This window comes from Fructobacillus sp. ESL1096, assembly GCF_058511985.1.
In genome coordinates this window covers 811,432-836,102 of sequence record NZ_CP196400.1, presented here as the reverse complement: position 1 = coordinate 836,102, position 24,671 = coordinate 811,432, and the positions used below count along the sequence as shown (strand labels likewise).

21 protein-coding genes and 1 other RNA gene are annotated in these 24,671 nt (G+C 42.3%); 1 reads left to right on the top strand and 21 read right to left on the bottom strand.

Annotation, left to right across the window (positions count from 1 at the left end):
• Nucleotides 1-59: 59 nt before the first annotated feature.
• The 4 genes from ACSYSR_RS04015 to ACSYSR_RS04000 form a co-directional block, all read right to left on the bottom strand.
• Entirely contained in the window at nucleotides 60-1,007 is a 948-nt protein-coding gene (locus ACSYSR_RS04015; protein WP_489816071.1) for a phosphate/phosphite/phosphonate ABC transporter substrate-binding protein, read from the bottom strand.
• A 1,017-nt stretch (nucleotides 1,008-2,024) separates the two neighbouring features.
• Nucleotides 2,025-2,888, bottom strand: coding sequence for an aldo/keto reductase (locus tag ACSYSR_RS04010; RefSeq protein ID WP_489816072.1), 864 nt, complete (start codon nucleotides 2,886-2,888; stop codon nucleotides 2,025-2,027).
• A 25-nt stretch (nucleotides 2,889-2,913) separates the two neighbouring features.
• A complete protein-coding gene (locus ACSYSR_RS04005) occupies nucleotides 2,914-3,333 on the bottom strand; it encodes a flavodoxin family protein (RefSeq protein ID WP_489816073.1) in 420 nt (139 codons plus the stop codon).
• Between the two features lie 67 nt (nucleotides 3,334-3,400).
• Nucleotides 3,401-3,811, bottom strand: a complete 411-nt coding sequence (locus ACSYSR_RS04000; RefSeq protein WP_489816074.1) for a MerR family transcriptional regulator — start codon at nucleotides 3,809-3,811, stop codon at nucleotides 3,401-3,403.
• 145 nt (nucleotides 3,812-3,956) lie between these two features.
• Between ACSYSR_RS04000 and ACSYSR_RS03995 the strand changes: the two genes are divergently transcribed.
• The gene (locus ACSYSR_RS03995) at nucleotides 3,957-5,282 is read left to right on the top strand and encodes an MFS transporter (RefSeq protein ID WP_489816075.1); all 1,326 of its coding nucleotides are present in this window, start codon (nucleotides 3,957-3,959) and stop codon (nucleotides 5,280-5,282) included.
• Nucleotides 5,283-5,900: 618 nt separating this feature from the next.
• Here ACSYSR_RS03995 and ssrA read toward each other — a convergent pair.
• The 17 genes from ssrA to ACSYSR_RS03910 form a co-directional block, all read right to left on the bottom strand.
• Nucleotides 5,901-6,257: a transfer-messenger RNA gene (gene ssrA, locus ACSYSR_RS03990) on the bottom strand.
• A gap of 59 nt (nucleotides 6,258-6,316) precedes the next feature.
• Nucleotides 6,317-10,786, bottom strand: a complete 4,470-nt coding sequence (locus ACSYSR_RS03985) for a bacterial Ig-like domain-containing protein (protein ID WP_489816076.1) — start codon at nucleotides 10,784-10,786, stop codon at nucleotides 6,317-6,319.
• 296 nt (nucleotides 10,787-11,082) lie between these two features.
• Nucleotides 11,083-11,880: a carboxyltransferase subunit alpha gene (gene accA / locus ACSYSR_RS03980; RefSeq protein WP_489816077.1), complete on the bottom strand. Its 798-nt coding sequence runs from the start codon at nucleotides 11,878-11,880 to the stop codon at nucleotides 11,083-11,085.
• Complete coding sequence (accD, locus tag ACSYSR_RS03975) at nucleotides 11,880-12,722, bottom strand: acetyl-CoA carboxylase, carboxyltransferase subunit beta (RefSeq protein WP_489816078.1); 843 nt, start codon at nucleotides 12,720-12,722, stop codon at nucleotides 11,880-11,882. The genes accA and accD overlap by 1 nt, the downstream gene beginning before the upstream one ends.
• 97 nt (nucleotides 12,723-12,819) lie before the next feature.
• A complete protein-coding gene (locus ACSYSR_RS03970) occupies nucleotides 12,820-14,202 on the bottom strand; it encodes an acetyl-CoA carboxylase biotin carboxylase subunit (RefSeq protein ID WP_489816079.1) in 1,383 nt (460 codons plus the stop codon).
• 1 nt (nucleotide 14,203) lies between these two features.
• A complete protein-coding gene (gene fabZ / locus ACSYSR_RS03965) occupies nucleotides 14,204-14,635 on the bottom strand; it encodes a 3-hydroxyacyl-ACP dehydratase FabZ (protein ID WP_252773443.1) in 432 nt (143 codons plus the stop codon).
• An 80-nt stretch (nucleotides 14,636-14,715) separates the two neighbouring features.
• Complete coding sequence (gene accB, locus ACSYSR_RS03960; RefSeq protein ID WP_489816080.1) at nucleotides 14,716-15,192, bottom strand: acetyl-CoA carboxylase biotin carboxyl carrier protein; 477 nt, start codon at nucleotides 15,190-15,192, stop codon at nucleotides 14,716-14,718.
• Nucleotides 15,193-15,207: 15 nt separating this feature from the next.
• Nucleotides 15,208-16,458: a beta-ketoacyl-ACP synthase II gene (gene fabF / locus ACSYSR_RS03955; protein ID WP_489816081.1), complete on the bottom strand. Its 1,251-nt coding sequence runs from the start codon at nucleotides 16,456-16,458 to the stop codon at nucleotides 15,208-15,210.
• Nucleotides 16,459-16,503: 45 nt separating this feature from the next.
• A complete protein-coding gene (locus ACSYSR_RS03950; RefSeq protein ID WP_252773440.1) occupies nucleotides 16,504-17,232 on the bottom strand; it encodes a beta-ketoacyl-ACP reductase in 729 nt (242 codons plus the stop codon).
• Between the two features lie 5 nt (nucleotides 17,233-17,237).
• The gene (locus ACSYSR_RS03945) at nucleotides 17,238-18,179 is read right to left on the bottom strand and encodes an ACP S-malonyltransferase (RefSeq protein WP_489816082.1); all 942 of its coding nucleotides are present in this window, start codon (nucleotides 18,177-18,179) and stop codon (nucleotides 17,238-17,240) included.
• A gap of 12 nt (nucleotides 18,180-18,191) precedes the next feature.
• Nucleotides 18,192-19,157, bottom strand: coding sequence for a DUF561 domain-containing protein (locus ACSYSR_RS03940; RefSeq protein WP_168778816.1), 966 nt, complete (start codon nucleotides 19,155-19,157; stop codon nucleotides 18,192-18,194).
• 57 nt (nucleotides 19,158-19,214) lie between these two features.
• Nucleotides 19,215-19,457: an acyl carrier protein gene (locus tag ACSYSR_RS03935; protein WP_047974605.1), complete on the bottom strand. Its 243-nt coding sequence runs from the start codon at nucleotides 19,455-19,457 to the stop codon at nucleotides 19,215-19,217.
• Nucleotides 19,458-19,550: 93 nt separating this feature from the next.
• Complete coding sequence (locus ACSYSR_RS03930) at nucleotides 19,551-20,525, bottom strand: beta-ketoacyl-ACP synthase III (protein WP_489816083.1); 975 nt, start codon at nucleotides 20,523-20,525, stop codon at nucleotides 19,551-19,553.
• 22 nt (nucleotides 20,526-20,547) lie between these two features.
• The gene (locus ACSYSR_RS03925; protein WP_168778818.1) at nucleotides 20,548-21,018 is read right to left on the bottom strand and encodes a MarR family winged helix-turn-helix transcriptional regulator; all 471 of its coding nucleotides are present in this window, start codon (nucleotides 21,016-21,018) and stop codon (nucleotides 20,548-20,550) included.
• Nucleotides 21,005-21,448 (bottom strand): 3-hydroxyacyl-ACP dehydratase FabZ, encoded by a 444-nt coding sequence (gene fabZ, locus ACSYSR_RS03920; protein WP_252773436.1) that lies wholly within the window; start codon nucleotides 21,446-21,448, stop codon nucleotides 21,005-21,007. The genes ACSYSR_RS03925 and fabZ (ACSYSR_RS03920) overlap by 14 nt, the downstream gene beginning before the upstream one ends.
• Before the next feature lie 224 nt (nucleotides 21,449-21,672).
• Complete coding sequence (locus tag ACSYSR_RS03915) at nucleotides 21,673-22,485, bottom strand: metallophosphoesterase (protein WP_489816084.1); 813 nt, start codon at nucleotides 22,483-22,485, stop codon at nucleotides 21,673-21,675.
• 147 nt (nucleotides 22,486-22,632) lie between these two features.
• Nucleotides 22,633-24,660 (bottom strand): MucBP domain-containing protein, encoded by a 2,028-nt coding sequence (locus tag ACSYSR_RS03910; RefSeq protein ID WP_489816085.1) that lies wholly within the window; start codon nucleotides 24,658-24,660, stop codon nucleotides 22,633-22,635.
• Between the last annotated feature and the right edge of the window lie 11 nt (nucleotides 24,661-24,671).

Genomic DNA, 24,671 nt, shown 5'->3' with positions numbered 1-24,671 from the left:
TTTTATCAAAAAAACCGCCGCCATCCTTGATGGTGGCGATTTCTTGCTCAAAAATAACCTTACTGAATCTTCTTAATCGTTTCTTCGTACTGACGAACGTTATCGAAGCTTGATTCCTTCGCCTCTGTCACGCCTTGCCATGAGTAACCATCGGCTAAAGCCTTCTTACCCTCGTCAGTCTTAGCGATTTCCATCATTGCCTTTTGAATCTTCTTGGCATCTGATGACGTAACTCCCTTACGCAATGAAATCGTATCATTTGGGATTGGATTGGAATAATAAATAACACGGGTATCCTGAAAGACATCCGGCTGATCCTTTTGAACATTTGTCCGAACATCGTCATAGACAAAGGCGGCATCAGTATCGCCATTCAGAACAGACATCACACCTTGGTCATGGCCCTTGACTTGAACAAGTGTTGAGTCCTTGACTACGTTAATACCCTTTTTGTACAACTCAACAACTGGGAAAAGGTAACCTGACGTTGAGATAGCACTTTGCGTCGCAATCTTCTTGCCCTTCAAATCATTAATTGACTTGATTGGTGAATTAGACTTGACGATAATCATTGATTTGTATGTGTTAACGACTTTATCAGTTGTTTCACCTGTGTTGTTATCCTTCATAGCCAACTTAGTTGACTGAAGAATGGCCTTCACGCCATACTGCTTTTCAGCAGTGACATATGAATCAGGAGGTAGGAAGCCCATGTCAACTTTCTTTGACCCCATCGCCTCGACTGCCGTGTTATAACTTGTGGCAACCGAAACGTGGACGGGAATTCCCAATTTTTTACTTAATAGATTTTCCAATGGCTTAGCCTTGGCCAACATTGTTTCAGCATTTGTTGAAGGTACGAACTGAACATTCAGTTCCTTCAACGACATCTTTGAATCACTACTTGTCGACTTTCCTGTCGAATCCGAATGCTTACCCGAGGTAAAAGCGAAGACCCCACCGACAACGACCAACAATACCACAAGGGCTGTTATGATCTTTTTCATGATATATTTCTCTCTCCTATTTGTTCCGCTAACAATTCTACGTGCTGCTGACAATAAATAAACGAGTTAATGCTGTTTTTCTGCTACAACTGAGTAAAAAGTCCCCCTTTTCGCCTGTTAACTTTTACGATTTAGTAAATAAATTAAAAAATTTAAATAACTGGCACGCAACACGGCTATTATTACGTAGATTAACCAAATATTCAACCCTCTATAAAAATTAGAATTGATCCATTTTATTTCTTTGTTTCACTATTCGATTACAATTTAAGATAAATATGAATAAAAAATGGATTTCCCGACAGAATATTGTCGCTTTGATTTTAAAAATACGCAAATAAACGTTATTTTCGAACAAATTTCGCTTAATCATTAACGGAATCAACATTAATTTTTTTCAACTAACCATTCCCATCAACCAAAATTTTCTTTTAACTTAACCTAGTATTGAGTATTTTTCTTGGTTAACAATCCTCAAACCTCATCACATGGAGTTCAATTATCCATCCAGCTGTCACGATAATTAAAATTATGCACTTTCAATTTACTGCAAACCCAAATAAACATTTGATGGGGTAAGCGAGCATTGCAAAGGCCACGCCAAATGATTCAGTTTTTAAAACACGAATTTGAAGCCCATACTATTTCTATTCAAAATCATTGTGTTGACCTTTAATATAAGATATACCTGCATTTTTATTGCACCTAATCTAATCTACTAAAAAAACTCACAAGCGTCCTTATATCAACGCTTATGAGTGTTTTTTCGAGTTCTGCACAACTTGATAAAATAGCACCATGATTGTCAAATTAATACTAATCTTCTCTCGTCGCTAATGATTAAAAACAAACTAGCGTGACGGCATTAATTAGCTGAATAAAATTCTTAAAAGATATTTCCAGTTATTAATACGGATTAGCTACCATCCACTACCAAAAAGCTGGGAAAACCTTGGCAAACTATGCAGATATCACTCGTGCTTTCTTGAAAAAAAATCACTTTAAGAAAAGAAGGATTTATTTCACAGGTTGGTAAGCAGCAATTCGCCTAATTTGATTTGGATCAGCATGGTCAAAAAATTGACTAACATTTGTATCAAGTGTTTGAATTTTTGCCATTTCTTGAGCGGTTAATTCAAAGTCAAGAACATTTAAATTTTCTGCCATTCTTGTTGGACGTACCGATTTGGCTAACGGAATAATATCCTGTTGAACTAACCATCTTAAAACAACTTGTCCAATCGACTTATTGTGGTTATCAGCAATTCCTTTTAAAATGGCATTTTCAAATAAATGATGACGTCCTTCCGCAAACGGTGCCCAAGCCTCAACTTGAATTCCTTCTGCTTGTAAGAAGGATACTAGTTCTTTATTCTGATAAAATGGGTTAACTTCAATCTGATTGACAGCAGGCTTAACATCATTAAATTCAATTAAATTAGTGATTTGAGCAACGTCAAAGTTAGAAACCCCAATATGCCTTACTTTGCCAGCTTTTTGCGCCGCCTCCATTGCACGCCAGGCAGCAAATACATCGTTATAAGGTTGATGGATTAATAGCAAGTCTAAGTAATCGAGATTAAGCCTATTAATTGATTCGTCAATCGCTGTAGCAGCACGATCAACAGCAACATCCGATACCCAGAGCTTAGTGGTGATGAAGAGCTCTTCACGAGTAACGAAGCCATTTTGAATCGCGTATTTAATGCCTGCTCCAACTGCCGTTTCATTGCCGTAACTAGCAGCTGTATCAATTAAACGGTAACCAACCTTAATAGCGTTAATAACAGCTTCGGTTGCGTCCGCTTGATCACGAACTTGGAAAACACCAAATCCTAATCTTGGCATAGCCGTTTGCAAATCAGTTTGTGATACATCCATGATTTTTTCTCCCTTGATATCAATGCTAATTGTGAACAACTTTTACTAAGTTCAGATCAAAACGTCTAGCAACGTGTTCCCAAACATGTTTAATATGATCGATGGTATCTGATGGTTCCGACCCATCAATCACTAAATATAAATCTTTTTTAGCAAACGGATTGCCAATGCCCATTACTTCAGTCATTCGGTCAATTAATATTTTCATGTAAGCAGACATAGACGACCAGTAGACTGGAGTTCCCACAACGATAATTTTTGACTTAGCCACTTTTTCACAAATTAAGTCAAATTGATCATCTGGTCTATCTTCCTGACCTAATGGGTAGACCAGGTAGTCAACTAGGTTGACTGTGTCATAACGATTAATCTTTAATTTTTGTTTGACTAGTCTTTCGGTCAATCCATGTCGATTTTTACTAGCATTGATAAATAAAGTACACATTTCGAAGCTCCTTTACCTTAAGATTATTGCCATTCTAAACCCTAAAGTGCACTTGAATGCAACTACTTTAATTTTTATTTTGATTTGGATGATTCTGCACTTCATAAAGATTTTTCTTTTCATACTGAAGCAATCGATTTGTATAGCGATTAATTTTACGGTGTAAATAGTCACGAGTTTGAATTAACGTATTGATTTCCTCGTTAATTTTTTGTTCTTGAGCTTCCAAAATTGCTTTTCTCTCACTGATTGTAGCATCACCCTCCATCAGTAATTTGGTGTATTGCTTCAACGTCGCAATGGGAATGCCTGCCTTTCGCAACGCCATAATAAAGTAGATCCATTGTTCATTATATTCTGAGAAATCCCGATAACCATTTTTATCGCGGTTAACGGGTGGCATCACCCCCTCTTGTTCCCAGAAGCGAATAGTTGCTTTATTAACATTGTATTTTTTACTAATTTGATTGATATTCATCGGCATACTCCGGTTTTTTTAATAATACCTATTTTAATCTTTAAAGCCGACTCGAATGCAAATTTTTTATTAAATTAATACTTGCCTTAAAGTGAACTTGATAGTTTAACATTTACAGCATACTTAAATTGTTGGAGGTAAGGATGTGGCAACTAAAAAACGTTTTGGAATGATTTTACCAATCATTTTAGTCAGCTATTTTTTAATTCTATTAGATAATTCAGTTGTTTTTACCAGTACTGTAAAAATTGCTGAAAGTTTAAATATGTCGAAGGCAGGGGTTAGTTGGATTACTAACATTTACGCCTTAATGTTTGGTAGTTTATTGTTATTAGGTGGCAGATTGGGTGATCTGTATGGCCGCAAAAAAATTCTCATTGTTGGGATTACCATTTTTACTCTCAGTTCTTTGTTCGTCGGATTATCAACTTCAAGCACAATGATTATCGTAATGCGGGCCTTCCAAGGTTCAGGTTCTGCTATTTTAGCACCAACTACTTTAGCCCTGTTACTAGATAACTATGAGGGTAAAATTCGTGAAAAGGCAATTTCATACTATGGAGTAACTGCCGGAATTGGTGCTAGTATCGGAATTATTATCGGTGGGGTAATTACCACTTACGTTTCTTGGCGCTGGGGCTTTTTAATTAACGTTCCAATTGGCGTTATCTTGATTTGCTTATCGGTTATTTTTATTCCAAAAACAGATTCTTCAGATGCTCAATTAGATTACTTAGGTTCATTTCTGTCAGTAATCGGACTCTTTTTACTGGTTTATAGTATTAATGGATCCGAGTACAAGTTACTAGCATTTATTACTGCTATCATTATCATGATCGCCTTTGTCCTAATTGAAAATCAGAAGGCTGTTCCTTTAATGCCTTTTAAACTTTTCCAAGATAAGGAACGGGTTTTTGCATATATTACTCGATTCTTGTTTGCTGGAATGGTTCTATCATACTTTTTTTTAGTGCCGCAAACACTTCAAGAAATCTATGGCTACACCCCATTGATGTCAGCGTTAGCATTTATGCCAGAAACAATTCCGCAATTTATTTTTGGACTGGTTCAATCTAAATTATCCGAAAAGATTAAGAATAATACGCTTCTTTTGACAGGAATTACTATTACGGTTATTGGTGTTTCGATCCAGTTATTCATTGGTTTAAATCACGGTTACCTTCTAGGAGTGGCGCTGCCAATGATAATATTTGGTATCGGTCAAGGACTGGCCTTTGGCCCCTTAACCTCTGCTGGGGTGGCGCATGCGGATGATGAAATTGCTGGGGCCGCTTCAAGTGCTATAAATGTATTTCACCAACTAGGAGCATCCATCATTTTATCGATGGTCATCGCTCTTTCAACTAGCTTAAAGACCCCTATGGCACAATATCATCATGAATTCATCATTTTAAGCATGGTTGGCATCTTAACTATCTTTACAGCTGTGATGATTAAAACAGCTGATTAATATCTATTGAAAAGTTAGTAGAATTAATAATATTTGTTTTTACTAGGCAGAAAGGTTTCTTGATTAGACTAACCTTTCTGCCTATGTTTTTTTCAACATCCAAATTATTATCATAATCAATTTTGCACTTTTCGTTCTTTTGTGAGAACTAAATTGATTTTGCACCTCTATTTACTTCGATATTTATCTTTTGTATTTCATCAATCGGAGCTACTCTCTGTTGTCGTCATACACGCTTAAAGACTTGCGGTGTTCCTCGTCGAGTTTGCGGGTACGAAGAGAGTTCTTTAGATGAATCAATGCCACTAAATGGCCAACATAATGAGTTTGCTTCTAAGCATGCCTGTTATACGTGTCAACTTACAAGTGCGGTTGTTAATAATCTGCGCACATGCCAAAAAGGTTGTTTGTTGCCCAATAGTCGACAACAAATAATATCCGCTACCCTTTGCCAATTCTTGCATATTTTGGACAAAATAAAAACGGCTATAAAAGCCGTCACATTGCTGCGGTGCAATATTTTTTATCCTCTACTTTTAATGATTATCAGTGATGATCATTAATCAAAATAGCTCAAAACTAGAATTTGTCAAGCCTCTTGACGTCTCCTGATGTTACCAATGGACCCGAGGGGAGTCGAACCCCTGTCCAAACCGCCCGCCACACTAGCGTCTACATTCATAGGGCAATGGTTGTTACCACAGCCAAAGCAGTCATTGTCCAGAACTTGACTCTGACTGGGAACCTAATTGATTTAAACTTAATCGTGCAGGCATCACCATTAAGCCGATCTGACCATTTATTAAACCAAGACCACCATGTCAGCCTAACAATCTTGGCTACGAATCACTGGTTTTTAGGCAGCGACAGCGTAAGAGTTATTGTTTTTTGCAGTTAAATGTCTGCCCGCTTTACGCCCGGATGGCGGAATGCAGCTAATGCTCGTAACAGCCTGTCGAATTCCAAGACGAGCCCAAAACAAAAAGCCGAGGAAAATCCCTCGGCTTTCATTATAACAAAAACTTCATTGCGTATCAGTCAATTCCGTTTTTCTTGTTGCGCTTCATCAATAAAATCAGTCCAAAGGTAGCTGAAATCAAGCCGATTTCGAGTGCTTTTTGGCTTGTTGACTTTGCTTGATGACGACCTGTTTGTGGTAATACGCTAGTCGTTTGCGATGTGGCTTTTACCTGACTACCAGATTCGTAGCCCTGGTTTAATGTTCCACCAATCAAGTTTCGTCTCAAATCTTGATTCACTAACTGACTGGCACTATTTGTCGTCATTCCAGTGCTTGAATCCTGGTTAGCATTTGAAGCAGGGGCAACATTAGCAGCCACTGTAATCGTGACTGTCTGGGTAAAGACATTTCCACTGCCATCCGTATAGGTATAAGTGACTGGATATGATCCCGGTGTCTGTGTATCAACATTGCCGCTAACCGTGACCTTACTCAAGTCCACTGGTTGACCATTTTCATCAGTGGCACCTGTGAAGTTATCTCCTGGCGTCCACTTGGTATTTGGTCCAGCAACCACTGTACTATTCTTGGCTGTTATCTCGCCTTGGCTAGCAATGACCGTCACGTTCGCTGTACTCGAGACAATGTTACCGGCTGAATCTTGATAACTATAAGTTACCGAATAGGTGTTTGGTTTTCCAGTATTAACGCCACCATGAACGCCGATATAGTTGCCATAGCTAATCGATTGTCCATTTTCATCTTGAGCAGCGACGAAGTTATCCTCCGGACTCCACTTGGTCTTTGGTCCAGCAACCAATGTGCTGTCCTGTGACTGAATTTTAGCTTGGCTGGCAACAACTGTTACAGTTGCCGGTTGGGTAACAACATTTCCTTGCCCGTCCGTATAGGAATACGTAATCGTATAGGTACCGACCGTCGACGGTTGAACCTGACCAGCCACTGAAACCTGGCTAGCACTGATTGGCTGGCCGTTTTCATCCGTCGCCTTGGTCAAATTGTCCTGCGTTGACCAGTGGCTCTGTGGCCCAGCAATAATCGTTTCATCTTTGGTGACAATTGTTGCTTGACTAGGAACAACATCAACCTCCGTGGTCTTGGTATAAGTATTACCACGACCATCAGTATAAGAGTAGGTCAGTGGGTACGTCCCCACCTGATTAGGGTTTACCGTTCCAATCACGGTTATCTGATTAATATTAATTGGATGACCATATTCATCGGTAGCGCTTTGCAAATTTTCTTGCTTGTACCACTGGGTTTGAGGACCCGCCACTAACTTAACCGTTTGAGTCGTTAAGCTTCCTTGACTAGCCACCACCGTAATTGTTGCTGCTTTTGAAACAGTATTTCCCTGACCATCGGTGTAAGAGTAGGTCACCGTGTATGTTCCCGGCACTTGAGTATTTACATTTCCAGAAACCGTTGCCTTGCTAGTATCAATACTATTGCCGTACTCATCATGTAAATCAGCAATATTATCCTTAGAAGACCATTGTGTGTTTGGACCGGCAATTAGCGTGCTATTTTCTGGAACAACATTAGCCTTGCTGCTAACTACTGTCACTGTTGCTGTTGCAGTTGCAGTATTTCCTGAGTGGTCAGTATAAGTATAAGTAACTGGGTACTTGCCAGCTTGATTCGTATCCACATTGCCAGAAACGGCTAGCTGACTCAAATCAATGGTATTACCACTTTCATCTGTTGCTGAAACAAAATTATCCTTGGAATGCCATTGCGTATTTGGTCCAGCAACCAAAGTACTATCCTTGGCGACTACACCATTTTTACTAGAAACAACCGTTACATTAATTGTTTTCGCATAGGAATTTCCCTGACTATCCGTGTAAGTATAAGTGATTGGATAAACTCCTGGCGTCTGAGTGTCGACATTGCCTGTCGTTTGAACTTGGGAAAAATCAATCTGCTGGCCATTGTCGCCCGTGGCTGTCAAGAAGTTATCTTTTGCCGACCATTGTACGTTCGGACCAGCAACAATCGTACTATCCTGCGCATTAACACTACCCTGACTGGCGACAACAGTCACAGTAGCTGGGGTACTGTGATAGTATCCTTGCTGGTCAACATAGCTATAGGTGACTTGGTAGTTACCTGGTTGTTGTGGATTAACACTGCCCGAAACCTGTACTTGGTTAATTGCTAGTGGATTACCATTAGCATCTGTCGCCGTTTGTAAATTATCACTTGGCTTCCAAGTTGTCTTTGGCCCTGCAATCAAGGTACTGTTTTGTCCCTGAAGCTGTGTTTGATTATCCTTAACGGTCACGTTCGCGACAACCTTGAAGGACTTTCCTTGGCCATCCGTATAACTATAAGTGACAGGATAGACCCCCGCTTTGCTAGTATCAACATTGCCGGAAACGTTGATTTTACTGATATCAACCGGCTGACCATATTCATCCGTAGCGGTCGTTAAATTGTCCGCAGGTTTCCAGCTATCATTAACAAAAATCGTGCTATCCTTTGCAGTCAAAGCACTTTGACTATTAATGACAGTGACCGTCACTTGCTGTGTATGCTGGTTACCGCTAGCATCGGTATAGCTATAAGTTACTGGATAAGCTCCCGGTGTGCTGGTATCAACATTACCGGAAACCTGAACCTGACTTAAATCAAGAACATTGCCATTTTCATCGGTAGCACTGACAACATTATCACTCGTATTCCACTTTGAGTTGACGACTAACGTACTATCTTTAGCTTGCAAGCTACTCTTACTTGGGACCACAGTGACGGTAACCGTCTTGGTAATCGTTTTGCCAGCAGTATCGGTATAAGTATAAGTAATTGGATAAGATCCCGGGGTTTGTGTGGGCACAGAACCACTGACTTGAACCTTACTTAAATCAACGCCCGAGCCATTTTGGTCCACGGCACTTAGAAAGTTTTGACTAGGAGACCATTGAGCGCTAGGACCGGCAACAATCGTACTGTCTTGGACATTCAACGTCGTTTGTCCACTATTCTTATCATAAACAACATTGTAAACCAGCTGACCCGAATCATTGTTAGCCATTAATGGCGCAAAATAAGTCGATTGATTGCTTTCAACCGTATAGCCAGCAATCGTTGGCGCCGTGACTGCAGCAAAGTTATTACTATTTAATCCGCTGGCCAGCTGCCAATCAGTGTAAGTCGGTTGGTTATTGACCAAAGTTCCCTGCCGCTGATAAATGGCCGACTGAACGGTTGACGCGGCAATCTTATTACCATTTTGGTCAACATAGTTAATGGTCCGCGAAACCGTGTTATTTTGGGCGGGCACAAAAGTGAACGAATCAACTGAAACGGTTTGCAAGTTGCTAAACGCCCCAGTTGATGCCCCAATTGATAAAGCTAATGAATCTTTAAAATCAGTGACAGGAATCGAAAAGGTATGACCCAAGTATTCCAAACCCATATGGCCATTCCCATCATAGGTTACCGTAAAGGGCACCGACTGATTGGCTACATTATATTTGCTTGGATCTAAGTCCAAAAAGCCACCATCGTAACGGAAATTACCATCCTGCCCCGCTTGGTCCACATCACTATGGAAGCCAGAAACATAAGAATCAATATTGTTATCCCTGTGATCACCGGTATCAATTGGCCAAGTATCAAACACATAACCAGACGACGATGGCAGACCTAATACGCTAATTCCACCAGCTATCGCACCAATTTCTCCAACAACTCCATGGTGGAAAGCAATACCGATACCATCGGCTCCCTGACCATCCTGTAATTTGCTACCGAGGTTAATCGTTCCATGCAATTCAAACGCATCATTAGCATTAATTCGCGTTTTCAAGGTAATATTACCCTTTTTCGAATCTTGATCTGGCGTCAATGTTGTCGTATTGGTGCTAGGATCATAGACAGCAACTCCACCTAGTTGGAACCACTGTAAAAAATTATCCTTAGTAACCGTAACCGATAAATTATTATCAATTACTGGTTGCGTAGACTGCTGAGACAAGGCGCTTCTTAACATGACGGAATTATCCGTCGCAGCATCAGTCGCTGTACGCAAATCGAGTGTTTGTTCCTGGTCTTGGGCCTGGCTACTCTGACTAGCGCTATTTGAAGCAGCGGTACTGCCTTCCTGTTGAGTTTGTGACTGAGTGGTACTTTCACTAGTAGCGCTACTAGTGCCCTGCCCCTGACCACTAACCGTTGCCGAAGTGTCATTATTGTTTGTATTTTCTTGTGTACTGGCACTTTGTGAAACAGTATTTTGACTCGTTGTGCTCTGTGGATTCAATCCCTGAGCAACCGCACTTTGGCTGTCTGCACTAGCAGTACTCTCCACCTGTGAACTGGCAGTCTGACTCTGTTGAACAGTTGAGTCACTTGTATTCTCTGTATCGACAGATTTCGTTGCTGTTTGCGAACTAGAAACATCATCGGCTTGGGCCTGCTGGTGAACACCTGCGATGGCAAACATGCTAGCACCTGCTAAAGCTGTTACCCATAATTTTTTAGCCTTATATAATTTGTATGTTTGTTTGTTGTTCATAGTCCATTCTCCTCTATGAAGAAATAATAACATTTCTATCTATTGATTTCAATTATATTTCTTTTTGATTACTTTAATAAAAATAATTTTATTCAATTTCCAGTGAAAAATGAACTTTGTTTCTGACCGCCATCACCTTTAATCAACAAATCTACCAGACATTAATAAAAAAAGCCCAATACTATAAAGTATCAGGCTGATAATTATAAAAACGTTGGACTCTGTCCTCAAATTGGACGTCGACTTCCTTGGCGAGATCATTTTTTCATGATCCACATCCACATTTTATTTTTGCTTTAAAAGGACCGAAAACGCTGCCGTCGTTGTTGAATCAGCTCATCATCAGACAGTGTCTGTAATTCTTGAATTTCACTCGACAGCTTTTCCTTCATGCCATTAAAAATTTTACTATGATTATGTCCTTCGGGAATAACAAGGTCAATCACGTTTTTCTTCAGCAAATCAGCGGCAGTTAAGCCCATAATGTTAGCAGCTTCGTTGGCTCGCTTGGCGTCCTTCCACAAAATTGAAGCAAAGCCTTCAGGTGACAAAATTGAGTATGTTGCATTTTCAAACATCCACACCTGATCAGCTGTGGCCAATGCCAAGGCACCACCCGAACCACCTTCACCATAAATAATGGAAATGATTGGAACTGGCAACTTCATTGACTTCAGAATTGACTGAGCAATGGCTTCGCCTTGGCCCAAGGCTTCAGCATCCTTACCGGGAAAGGCACCAGGTGTATTCACAAAGGTCACAATTGGCCGGTGAAACTTTGCTGCTTGTTCCATCAAGCGTTGGGCTTTTCGGTAACCCCAGGGCTGTGGTGATCCATTGCGTTTAGACAACTTATCATTAATGTCCGTACCCTTATCGATCGCAATCACAGTGACAGGTTGACCGTTTAATCGTGCCAAACCACCGATAACTGATTTGTCATCGCCATAAAAACGGTCGCCATGTAATTCAATGAAATCATCAAAGATACCATTAATCAATTCGCGCGCCATAAAGCGGTCCTCGCGAGACTTTTTCACCACTTCAGCTGGGTCGATTTCTTTTTTAAACAATGTCTTAATAAATTCGAACATTATTCAGCCTCCTGTTGGTGTAATGACACAATATTAGCAATCATGTCAGCCATCTCTTGGCGAGGAACAATCTTATCAACAAAACCGTTCTCCAAAAGGGTTTCCACTCGCTGGAAATCCTTTGGTAACTTTTCATGAATCGTTGATTCGATAACGCGAGCGCCAGCGAAACCAACCAATGCGTGTGGTTCAGCCAACGTAACGTCACCCTGCATTGCAAAGGAAGCAGTCACCCCACCGGTTGTTGGGTCTGTCAGCACAACTAAATACAACAAGCCCGCTTCTTGGTGTGCGGCAACTGCAGCTGATACCTTGGCCATCTGCATCAAGGAATTGATTCCTTCTTGCATTCGCGCTCCACCAGAGGCGGTAAACATCACAACTGGCAAACGATTCTCTGTGGCGTATTCGAAGAGGCGCGTAATCTTTTCACCAGTCATTGAGCCCAGTGACGCCATCATAAAGTAAGCATCCATGATACCCAAGGCAACCTTTTCGCCTTCAATAGTGGCTGTACCAGTCAAAACAGACTCGTTCATCTCAGTCTGCTTCTTAGCTCGCGCTAATTTTTCCTCATAGCCAGGAAAATCAGAATGATCAATCGTCAAGTCAGCGTTGATTTCGACAAAGTCTTCCGTCAATAAAGCGACCCGTTCGTGTGCCTGCAAACGGAAGCCATAGTCGCACTTTGGACAAACACGGTATGGCCCCAACTCCTTGTTATAAATCTGTTCGCCACAGTATGGGCAAGCCAGAAAGAGACCATCAGGAATCCGATCCTTAATGGCATCCGTCACCTTAATCTTATTTTGTTCAGGTTTTTTTGAATTAAATAAATCCATAATCTTTTGGGCTCTGCCCTCTCCCCTCATCACTGTTTGGGTCTAAAGTTTCTTAAGCAAGTGAAAGCCGCTCAAAGGCGGCTTTCATCAAGAAATTTTATTTACCAGCCTGTTCAGCCTGTTTTTCTTCCCACTTTGGCATAAATGTATCTTCAAGGTACTTCGTTCCAAAGTTATCTGTCAAAACGTTTTCATCCAACAACAATGCCTTTTGGAAAGACTGTGATGTCGAAACGCCCACTAAGGAAGTTTCATCAACCATTCGTTCCAATTTAGCTAATGCTTCCCCTCGAGTTTCATCATGAGCAATCAGCTTTGCAATCATCGAATCATAGAAAGGCTGGATTGTATCACCATTATAAAGGGCTGAATCGATTCGAACCCCTGGTCCACCGGTTGGCAAGAAGACAAAGTCAACCTTCCCAGCACTAGGGGCAAAATTAGCTTCTGGCTTTTCAGCCGTCAAACGCATTTCAACGGCATGGCCGCTAATTTGAATGTCAGCTTGCTTTAACTTCAATTCGTCACCAGCAGCAACTTCGACCTGCAAGCGAACCAGATCCAAGCCCGTCACCATTTCAGTTACTGGATGCTCAACCTGAATGCGAGTATTCATTTCCATGAAGTAGAACTTACCTTCTTGGTCTTGCAAGAATTCAATCGTTCCAGTATTTTCATAGTCAATCGCGTTCACGGCCTTTGTAACAATATCCATCAACTCTTCACGCATTGTTGGTGTTACAGAAGCGGCTGGTGATTCTTCCATCACCTTTTGGTTACGACGTTGCAAAGAACAGTTTCGTTCTGGCAAGCAAATCACGTTGCCAAATTGGTCGCGAATCACTTGCATTTCGATATGGCGGACATCCGTCATCACCTTTTCGATGTACATATGGTCATCGCCATAGGACAACTGAGCTTCACTTTGGGCATTAACAAAGTTTTCTGCCAGTTCACCTTCTGAGTAAACAAAGCGCATTCCTTTACCACCACCACCAGCAGCAGCCTTCAGCAACAATGGGAATCCCGTCTTTTTCGAAACCGCAATGGCTTCATCGACATTATGGATATAGCCATCTGATCCAGGAATTACCGGAACACCTGCCTTGGTCATTTCTGCGCGGGCATGTTCTTTATTTCCCATCAAATCGATTGTTTCAGGGCGAGGACCAATCCACTTAATGTTGACATCACCGACCATTTCGGCAAATAGGGCGTTTTCTGATAAAAACCCATAACCTGGGTGGATTGCTTCAGCACCCGTTAACAAGGCGGCCGTCACAACATTTTTCATGTTTAGGTAAGAATCAGCAGGCTTTGGGCCACCAACACAGATGGCCTCGTCTGCTACTTGAACGTGCAAAGAACCCTTATCAGCCGTTGAATAAATCGCAACCGTTTGGATGCCCATTTCCTTCAACGTCCGGATAATCCGCACGGCGATTTCGCCACGATTGGCTACCAATACTTTTTTAAACATCTTATTCTCCAACAATAAAGGTCAATTCAGCAGTTGTTGCCTTCTTACCGTTCACCCAGGCAATTCCTTTTCCTGAACCAACCGGGCCACGCAAACGATCCAAAATGACTTCTAAGCGCAATTGGTCACCAGGGCGAACCATTTGACGGTAACGAGCCTTCTTAATCCCACCAAAATAAGCTGTCTTACCCTTGAACTCAGGCATTGAAAGCAAGGCAACAGCACCAGCTTGGGCCAATGCTTCAACTGTCAAAGCCCCTGGGAAAGTTGGGTTACCAGGGAAGTGTCCTTGGAAAATTTCTTCGTTAATTGAAATATTCTTGATGGCCACGCAACGCTCACCAGGTACTAATTCCTCAACCGTATCCAACATCAACATTGGGTAACGATGTGGAAGAATTTCTTGAATTTCCTTTGTGTTCAATTGAGTCATAGCTCTTCTCCTTTTAGCTGTCTATGTATATCCAAGCAACGCTTGGACAAGACGATCGGCCGAAATTGCCGTCTAATCTCTTAATCAGTTGTGACACGATAAAGTGGCTTATCAAAATCAACCACTTCTTCGTTATCAACCAAAACTTCAGCAATAGTACCAGAAACATCTGACTTGATTTCAGTCATCAACTTCATGGCTTCAATAATGGCAACTGTTTCGCCCTTTTCGACGTGGTCGCCAACACTCTTAAAGTTTGGTTCACCTGGCTTTGGTTGGAGATAAACCGTTCCGACCATTGGTGCCTTGATTTCTTTTCCAGCAGCTGCGGGTGCAGCTACTTCAGGTGCAGTAACTGGAGCTGTTGGTGTCTGGTTCACATCAGACTGTGCTGCTGGTGCACTCGGTGCTACTGGAGCTGGAACGTTGCCGCCTTGAACCTGCTCGTTCTTAGACAAGTGCAATGAAAATTCACCATCTTGGATATAAACATCGCGCAGAGTAGACTTTTCCAAGTCCGCCATCAATTCACGAATTTCTTTGACATTTAAATTCATTATTGAACTTCCCTCTTACCACTTCTTAAAGACAACAGCTGCGTTATGGCCACCAAAACCGTAGTTAGCAGACAAAACATATTCAGGAGCCGTATTCTTGTTCGATTCGTTCACCAAGTTAACCAACTTTGTATGCTCATCTGGCTCATCAAATCCAACGTTAACTGGCAATTGACCGCGGTCGATGGCACCAACAGAGGCAACAGCTTCAATAGCACCAGCGGCACCCAAAAGGTGACCGGTCATTCCCTTGGTTGATGAAACCAAGACAGAATTTGGACCAAAGACAGAAGCAACAGCTTCGGCTTCACCTGAGTCGTTCGCACCGGTAGCAGTACCGTGGGCATTCAAATAAGTGATGTCTTCTGGCTTGATATCGGCGTCCTTCAAGGCTGCCTTCATTGCCCGAGCGGCTCCTTCACCATCAGGGGCAGGAGAAGTCATGTGATAAGCATCTGATGATGCACCGTAACCAACCACTTCGGCCAAAATGTTAGCCCCACGAGCCTCAGCATGTTCCAATGATTCCATTACAAGAATTCCTGAACCTTCACCCAAGACAAAACCATGACGGTTCTTGTCAAATGGCTTTGAAGCTTGTGTTGGATCTTCTTCCTTTGACAAAGCAGTCAAGGCAGCGAAACCAGCAATTCCAATTTCGTTAACAGTTGCTTCTGAGCCACCAGTCAACATCACGTCTTCACGACCAGATTGGATGCGCCAGAAGGCTTCACCAATCGCGTTCGTAGCTGAAGCACAAGCAGTTACGACTGTGAAATTCACACCACGAGCACCAAAGCGCAATGAAACGTTTCCTGAAACCATGTTGGGAATTGATTCAGGGACAAACAATGGTGAAACACGTTGTGGTCCCTTTTCGTGCATCTTAATCACTTGTTCTTGGATAGTCGTCAAACCACCAATTCCGTTTCCCAAGATAACCCCAAAACGTTCGGAATTAGCAACCTTTGACTTTGCTTCTGAACCTTCATCAGGTAACAAGCCAGCTTGGTCCAATGCCTGGTAGGAAGCATCAATCGCATATTGTGAGAACAAATCCAACTTACGTGCATCACGTTTTCCTACGCGCAAAGCTGGATCAAAGCCGTCAACTTGTCCAGCAACTGAAATGCCAGTTTCAGTTGCATCAAACTTCGTGATTGGTTTAATTCCTAATTTTTCATCAAATAGGCCATCCAAGAAGGTCTTTGTATCATTTCCTAATGGGGTAACGGCCCCAATTCCAGTAATTACGACTCGTGTCATTGCCGCTTCCTTTCTAATCTAAGTAACTAAAATGAACGATGATTATTAAATATACAGGCCACCGTCAACGGTAATTGTTTGTCCTGTCATGTAGTCGTTGCCGGCTAAGAATAGCGCAACATCAGCCACATCATCAATTGAACCAAACCGCGACAAAGGAATCTCATTCAAGATGGCTTCACGTGCCTTGTCTGACAAGGCATCCGTCATATCTGAAACGATCATCCCAGGGGCAATGGCGTTTACGCGGATATTGCGCTTCGCCCCTTCCTTAGCCAGAGACTTTGTCAAGCCAATAATTCCAGCCTTTGAGGCGGCATAATTGGCCTGACCAACATTCCCCATCTGACCAACAACAGAAGCCATGTTCAAAATCACACCATGCTTTTGTCGAATCATCTTCTTGAAAACTGGCTGCGTGACGTTGAACGTTCCATTCAAGTTTGTATTCACAACTTGGGCAAAATCAGCTGGGCTCATGCCCATTACTAACTGATCCTTGGTAATCCCGGCGTTGTTTACCAAGATATCAATGCCTTCAAAACCTTCCTGCTTGTACAAGTCTTTGAAAGTTTCTTCAACTGTTTTGGCATCAGCAACGTCGAATTGCAAAGTCATCGGTTTTTGCTTGAAAGAGTTAATCACCTCTTCTTTAATAGCAGAACGGCCATGCAAGATAACACGAGCACCCGCATTGTCAAAGGCGTGGGCAACGGCTAAGCCGATTCCTCGTGATGACCCAGTTACCAACACGGTTTGATTAGTAAAGTCCATGGATTTTATCCTTTCTCTGCGTTAATAGCATCAACGACTTTTTGGTAGGAAGCAAAGTCCGTCACCGTATATTTGGTAACGTCCTTTGGCGCGATTTTCTTTGCAAATTTTACGAGAGTAGCAGCAGGACCAATTTCAACCAAGGTATCAACCCCAGCGTCTACCATTTCCTGCAAGCACTGTGCAAAGTAGGTTGGTGAAATAATCTGCTTGGTCAAGGTATCCTTGACTGTCTCAGGCGTAAAGGCTTGCTTCGTCGTGTTGGAATACACAGGATAAGTCCCGGCACCAAATTTTTCTTCTGAAAAGCGCGTCGCCATCTTTTCAGAAGCTTCGTTCAGCAATGGCGTGTGGAAAGCACCAACAACTGGTAATTCGACTTGCTTTTTCACACCGGCTTCTGTCAATGCCTCAACGGCCTGGTCAACATCGGCTTTAACACCGCCGATAACCAATTGTGAAAAGGTATTAAAATTAGCTGGGTAAACTTTTAGGCCTTTTTTTTGCAAGCCTTCAACAACTGCAACAATCATGTCTTGGTTATCATCCAAAACCGCAACCATCTTGCCAGGGTTCTTGTCGCCGACCTCTTGCATGTATTGACCACGGTCTCTAACCAGGGCAATTGCTTGCTCAAAGGTCAAAATGCCATTGGCCACCAAGGCAGGATATTCACCTAACGAAAGACCCAAACCAGCAACTACATCCGTCAATCCGGCATCCTTTAAAGAAGCGGCTAAAGCCGCATCCATGGCAACGATAGCTGGTTGGGCGTACTGCGTTTGCCGAATCTTTTCCTCATCTTGGTCTAACTCATTTAAGTCATACCCCAAGATGGCAGAAGCCTTATCGATATAAGCCTTGTAACCAGGCAAGTTTTCATAGAGGTCTGTCCCCATGCCCGCTTGCTGTGATCCCTGACCGTTGAATAGCAGTCCTACTTTCATTTGCAACCTCGCTTATTTTGCCTTGTTTTCAATGCCCATGATGTCCGTTGCTTGTGCCCAAATTTCAGCCAAAATTTCAGCAACAGGCTTTTCATCATTAACCATTCCTGAAATTTGACCGGCCATGAAGGCGCCACCGTTCTTATCACCATCGACAACCGCGGCACGCAAGGTTCCTGATTCTAGCTTTTCAACCGTTTCATAATCAGGTTCTGGCTTCCCAATTTCTTCCACTTCACGCTTCACGTATTCCTTGGCCATCTTGTTCTTCAAGACACGGACTCGTGAACCAACAATGTTACCAGTGATAATTGTGTCAATATCACGGGCCTTCAAGACCTTCGCCTTATAGTTTGGATGAACTTCAGATTCAGTAGCTGTCAAGAAACGAGTTCCCATTTGAACGCCTGAAGCCCCCAAGGCAAAGGCAGCGGCAACACCGCGGCCATCACCAATTCCACCAGCGGCGATAACGGGAATATCAACAGCATCAACAACTTGTGGCACCAAAGCCATCGTTGTCATTTGGCCGATGTGACCACCCGATTCCATTCCTTCAGCAACCACGGCATCAACACCCTTACGTTGCATCATCTTGGCCATTGAAACGGATGGTACAACAGGGATAACCGTTACGCCCGCGGCATGCAGTTCTTCTAAAAATGGCGATGGATCACCGGCACCGGTTGCAACAACCTTAACACCTTCTTCCAAAATCACATCAAAGACCTCACGAATGTGACGAGACATCAACATCACGTTGACTCCAAAAGGCTTGTCCGTCAATTCCTTGGCGCGACGAACTTCACGGCGAACCTCATCACCATGCCAGTAACCAGTTCCGATGAAACCAAGCCCACCAGCTTCAGATACAGCGGCAGCTAAAGCACCTGTTCCAGCCCAAGTCATCCCACCTTCAACGATCGGGTACTTCATCCCTAATTTATCAAAAATGGGGTTGTCAATTTTAAATGTCATAATCTCTGCCTCTTTATTTTATCTATTGTATGTATGCGGTTAAAAACCGCTTGATGCTTACTTCTTGTCAAGTTGGTCCTTGATCTTGTTAACCAAGTCTTGAACAGTCTTAACTTCTTCAGTTTCTTCCAACTTGATGTCAAAGTCGTCTTCGACACGGTTCAAAACTTCGAACAAGTCCAATGAATCAGCATCGATGTCATCAGTCATGTTAGTCGTCAATGAAACTTCTGAATCTTCCAAATCGAATTGGTCGATCAAAATTTCCTTAACCTTGTCAAAAATCTCTTCGTTAGTCATGAGCACGCTCTCCTATATAGATGTTCGTATTGCAATACGTTGGATTTTTACGGTGCAGCCTACTACACCGCAACCCTGATTTTTATTTGTTAATTAAAGTTGCCAAATTTGGACGCCAATCGCCAGACCACCGCCAAAGCCGACAAAAGCAACCTTCATCCCTGGCTTTAGCTGGCCACTGCGACGCAATTCATCGAGCAAGATAGCCGTTGAACCGGCGGATGTGTTGCCATATTCTTCCATGTTCGTTGGGAACTTGTCCATTGGTTGGCCAAAATTCTTCGCCATGGATTCGACAATCCGCTTGTTTGCTTGATGGGCCAAGTAAAAGTCTACATCATCGGCTTCAATTCCGGCCTTCTCCAAAGCTTTTTGCATCACCTTGGGTACTTCCCGTGTGGCAAATCCATAAACACTTCGACCATCCTGGTGGAAGTAAGGATCAAGCGGTGAAATTTCACCAGCAAAGGCATTCTTGTTGGCAAAGCGACCAGTCAAGATGGCCTGGCCACGGTCACCAAATGATTGCAATTCTTCTGCAATCAAACCAACAGGTTCGTCGGTTTTCTCAAGCAAAACGCCACCAGCACCATCGCCAAATAAGACAGAAACCGTCCGGTCCTTCCAGTCAACCAGCTTTGACAGCACTTCCGCTCCAATAAACATCCCCTTCTGGTAGCGACCAGAAGACAGAAAAGAAGAGGCAACAGACATTCCGTAAACAAAGCCTGAACATGCCGCATTTAAATCAAAAGCAAAAGCATTTGGAGCTTCAATATTTCCTTGAACAATCGCAGCAGTATGAGGAGAAAGGGCATCGGGTGACATTGTTCCCACGATAATGAAGTCCAAATCAGCAGCATCCCAGCCTGATTGTTCTAATAGCTTTTTGGCAACACTAGTTGCCAAGTCTGATGTATTTTCAGTTGTCACAACATGGCGTTGGTGAATACCAGTCCGTGGGTAAATCCATTCATCACTGGTATCCATCAATTCCGTTAATTCATCATTTGTCACCACTCGTTCTGGCACTTGCATCGCCGTGGTAACAATCTTAATGTTTTCCATATTTTTTCACAATCCCGTTCGCCTAACTATCAATTAAGGCCTTCAAATAAGCTTGTAAGTTATGTACCGCGCGTTCCATCGCCAGGGCCTCTTCATTAGACATATCATCCAACAAAGCCTTAGTGACTTTAAAATGAAACGCTTGGTGCGCCCGGTATAAGATACGCCCTTGATGGGTCAAACCTAATTTTACCACTCGCTTATCTTCCTTTGATCGACGACGTTCAACATATCCTTTATCAACTAAACGATCGATGGCCGTAGTCATCGCACTTGGACTAAGGTGAACAGCCTTGGCCACCTGCGAGGCAGTTTTTTCCTCATACATGGAGATAGCATAAATCGTGTGCACTTCTTTGACCGTCAAGGCCGAAAAAGGGCTTTGCTTGAGTTCGTACTCTTCGACCCAAACAACGTTGGCAAACATCTCCATCAAATCATGATTGATTTGCTTGACGTTGACCTGCTGGTTAGCCAGCTCAGTTTTGCTCATCAGGTGCCACCACGAACATTAATTCCGCGCTGGTTGCGACCTTATCATTAACCTTAGCCGTGACCGTAACGGTCCCCATGTTCTCTCGAACCTTGCCAAATGTAGCATGTAGCTTCAAAACATCACCAGGAACAACCATCTTCTTGAACTTGGCATCATTGATACCCGTCATATAGGCTGTCTTGCCCTTAAATTGGGGTGATGACAAAATCAAAATTGACGCTGCTTGCGCCAATGATTCAATAATTAGCACGCCGGGCATTACTGGGTTACCGGGAAAATGGCCTTGGAAGAATTGCTCGTTAATCGTCACGTTTTTCACAGCAACGATTGATTCATCAGGAACCATTTCTTCAACGTAGTCCATATAGATGATTGGGTAACGGTTTGGAATGAGGTCCATAATTTCAGTCGTAGTCAGTACTGGCATCAGGTTTCCTTTCTTAATGGCCGAGAATGGCCCTAGTTAACTTCAATTCACAATAAAAACAGTCTAACAGTTAATACTTCGATAGTCAAACTATTAACATTTGTTCAACTAATTTTAACACTTTCTTCTTATGTTAATAATTAAAAATCTACCTTCCGCCTGGCGCTATTTAATGGCTTAGATTGATATAGACAAAATTAGAAAAAATAAATCCTTTCACAAGTTCAAACATCGAGAATAACTAAGCGGTTGCGCCACTCCGTCATAAAGTCGTGGCTAAACCATTCCTTGACTCGACGAGTCCGATAACCAACCGAGGCATTATAAAAGGTAGTCTGCTGAATCGGCAATGCCTGAACATGCAGGTGCAAATGACCAGAAATGGCAACCTGAACTTGATTGGCCACCGCTAAATCACCGACAGCCTGACTACCTAAAAAAGATCTCAATACATCAAGCCGTTTCATCCGAAACGGTATTTGATCAATAAAGGCTTGTTCTTGAGCAAAATGATTAATTAAGATTGGCTTTTTCCCCATTTTTTTTGCGTCTTTGATATCTTGGTCCATCTGAGTTAAGTTAATGGCCAACCGTTCTGGATCGGTCATTGGTTGTTCAATTCGCCGGTCATACCAAAATTCACGCTTAAAACGAGTGATTTCTTCAATACTATGCTGATTTTGATCAAAACTATAATCATACCAACCATTATTGCCAATCAAGCGGGCCGAACCAATATCCAGCGTTTTATGATGGAAATAAAGGTCATCCACCGAACTTTCTAATTCCTGGTAACTGACCCCCGCCCCCATTTCGTGATTACCAGCCAAAAAACGGACCGCAGTCGTCGACCCTAACCGCTTTTGCAGGTCGTGGGCAAAGTCTAACGTCTTATCAAAACGATTAAACAGGTCGCCAGCAATAATATAAACAGCAATTTGATGTTTTTGAAGGTAGATAGTTTGCTGTTCAAGCGCCCACTCTGTTTCAACCTTATTTAAATCCAAATGATTATCTGACGAAATAGCAACTTGCATCTTTGTCCTCGTGTTCTTTTTCTTCGTATAAACCAGTCTACCACGAGAGAACAAACAAGTTCGATTACCAGAAACCGATTTTGTGGTAATCAGTCAAAAAGAGCACCCATACTCTATGGGTGCTCTTTTTGATTTAATATTATCATCTTACTTCTTGTTCTTACCAAGTGAGAATAAGTACACCGCTGAAGACAATCCCAAAGCAGCTAAAGCAAGGCCGTCTTTTTCACTTTCATGATGCTTGCCGGTTTGTGGCAAAACTGAGGATGTTTGTGAAGTAAACGAAGATGTCACTGTCTGCTTTGGTTGAATTAACGCACTCGGATTATTCACTGGTGCCACTGCACTCGTCTGCACTGGAACACCAACACTGGCTGATTCGGATTGGCTCGTGCTGATTGAGGTACTTGCACTGCTTGATTGGCTAGCACTTTCTGAACCACCTCCATTAGTCGAAGGCGTGGTACTTGCTGATGGATCTGGAGTGGGATTTGTGTTCGCCGTGTTGACCTTATAAACGTAAGTGTAGGTTACATCGTCCTGACCATAAGAACCGTTAACGCTATATGATCCATCACTATTCTTGACAGCACCTTCAGGTAGCCTGCTTTCGTCTAGAGTATAACCATCAATCAGCAAGCTATCAGCCGAAAAGCTATCTTTACCCATAAAGCCAAAGGTGCCATCATTTGGCGCTAATTGATTGCCACTTTCATCCACGTAGCGAGTTGTAACCATTGTCTGACCATTTGCACTATTGTGTAAAATTGCATTAGTGTAAACAGGCGTTTTCTTATCATAGAAGCCTTTGTTATCAGAAAAAGTAATATCGTAGCGAACCTGTTGATTGTCGTTATTAGGGTTAACTACCTTAAAATTACTTAAAACAGTAAATGGGAAATAAACATTCCCTTGACCATCTCCATACTTACTTTCCATTTGCGCAATCACATCGTCAGAGACACTAGCATACTGAGACTTAATCACGTGTTCAAACTGTTCTTTTGTTAACTTATAGTACTGTGAAGGGCCATAATTAATAATTACTTTCAATTCATTATCGGCTACACGAACTACTGCATATTGGTTAGCGGCTGGTTGATCACCGTCTGCCTTTGATGTCCAAGGCGTCTGCGCACCACCAACCGCATTTGAAGTACTGCCACTATTATTAGCGGCCTGATCAGTCCAACCTTCTGACTCAGTCGCTGGTCCATAACCACTAGCGGTTGCCAAATGAGGCCAGAAATAGTTCCCATCTTCGATATAAACCGGTGTCACCTTTCCCTGGGAAGAGGCCGTTGCCTTAATATCAATCGTTTGAATATAATCTTTGCCGTCATTTAAAATAACCGGTTCAGTAAAAGCCAGACCATCAGTATTCGTAATCGTTGTCCGTGCTGAAACACCGTTCGAATTTACGTCAGCAACGCTGTCCTTCATCTGCTGTGGTGTATTATTCTCTTTATAATTAGGTTGTGTTGGCTTCGTAGCCCAAGAGTAGGTATGCGTTTGATCTGCCACTGTTTCGCTAATCGACAAATCGGTTCCATTACCAGCCGACTTCGGGAAAACCTGTCCGGAAGCCGTATTAAAATTCAAAGTAATCTGGTGTGCCCGACTCGAATCATAACCAGATCCATTCAAAGGCAATTGTATAGTTTGACTGACCGCATCATAAGAAACACTAGTTGACAAAACCGAATTTGTTGAACTTTCAATGACTTGGGTATTAAAATTCGACAAATTAAAAGTCTGCATACCAGGTTGATTATCAATATTAGTTGAAAATGGAATACTGATTGTATCTCCCTGTTTGAGGGTAGTATTGGCATTAATTGTAAAGGTCAGCGAAGAGGTGTTACCGTTGCCACGCAATGAATCAAAAGTTCCAGTCGGAATTTGTTGCCCGTCTTGGTATGACCACGTAATGCTATCAGTCTTCACAATGCCTTGTTTGACTAAATCGTCATAATTAAAAGTTTGTAGCTGATTATTAGTTGGAGTGGAGGCGTTTTCATCAGCAAAAGCCGATGTAGTCAACCCCTCACTAGCAAAAACAAAACCACCCGCAAAGGCAAAAGCAGATAGTGAAAGTACTACCCAATTCTTCTTGACTTTTTTCAGAATTTTACGCTCGTTAACTTTCGTCAATTGCATCTTATTATCCTTCATGAAACTAACCC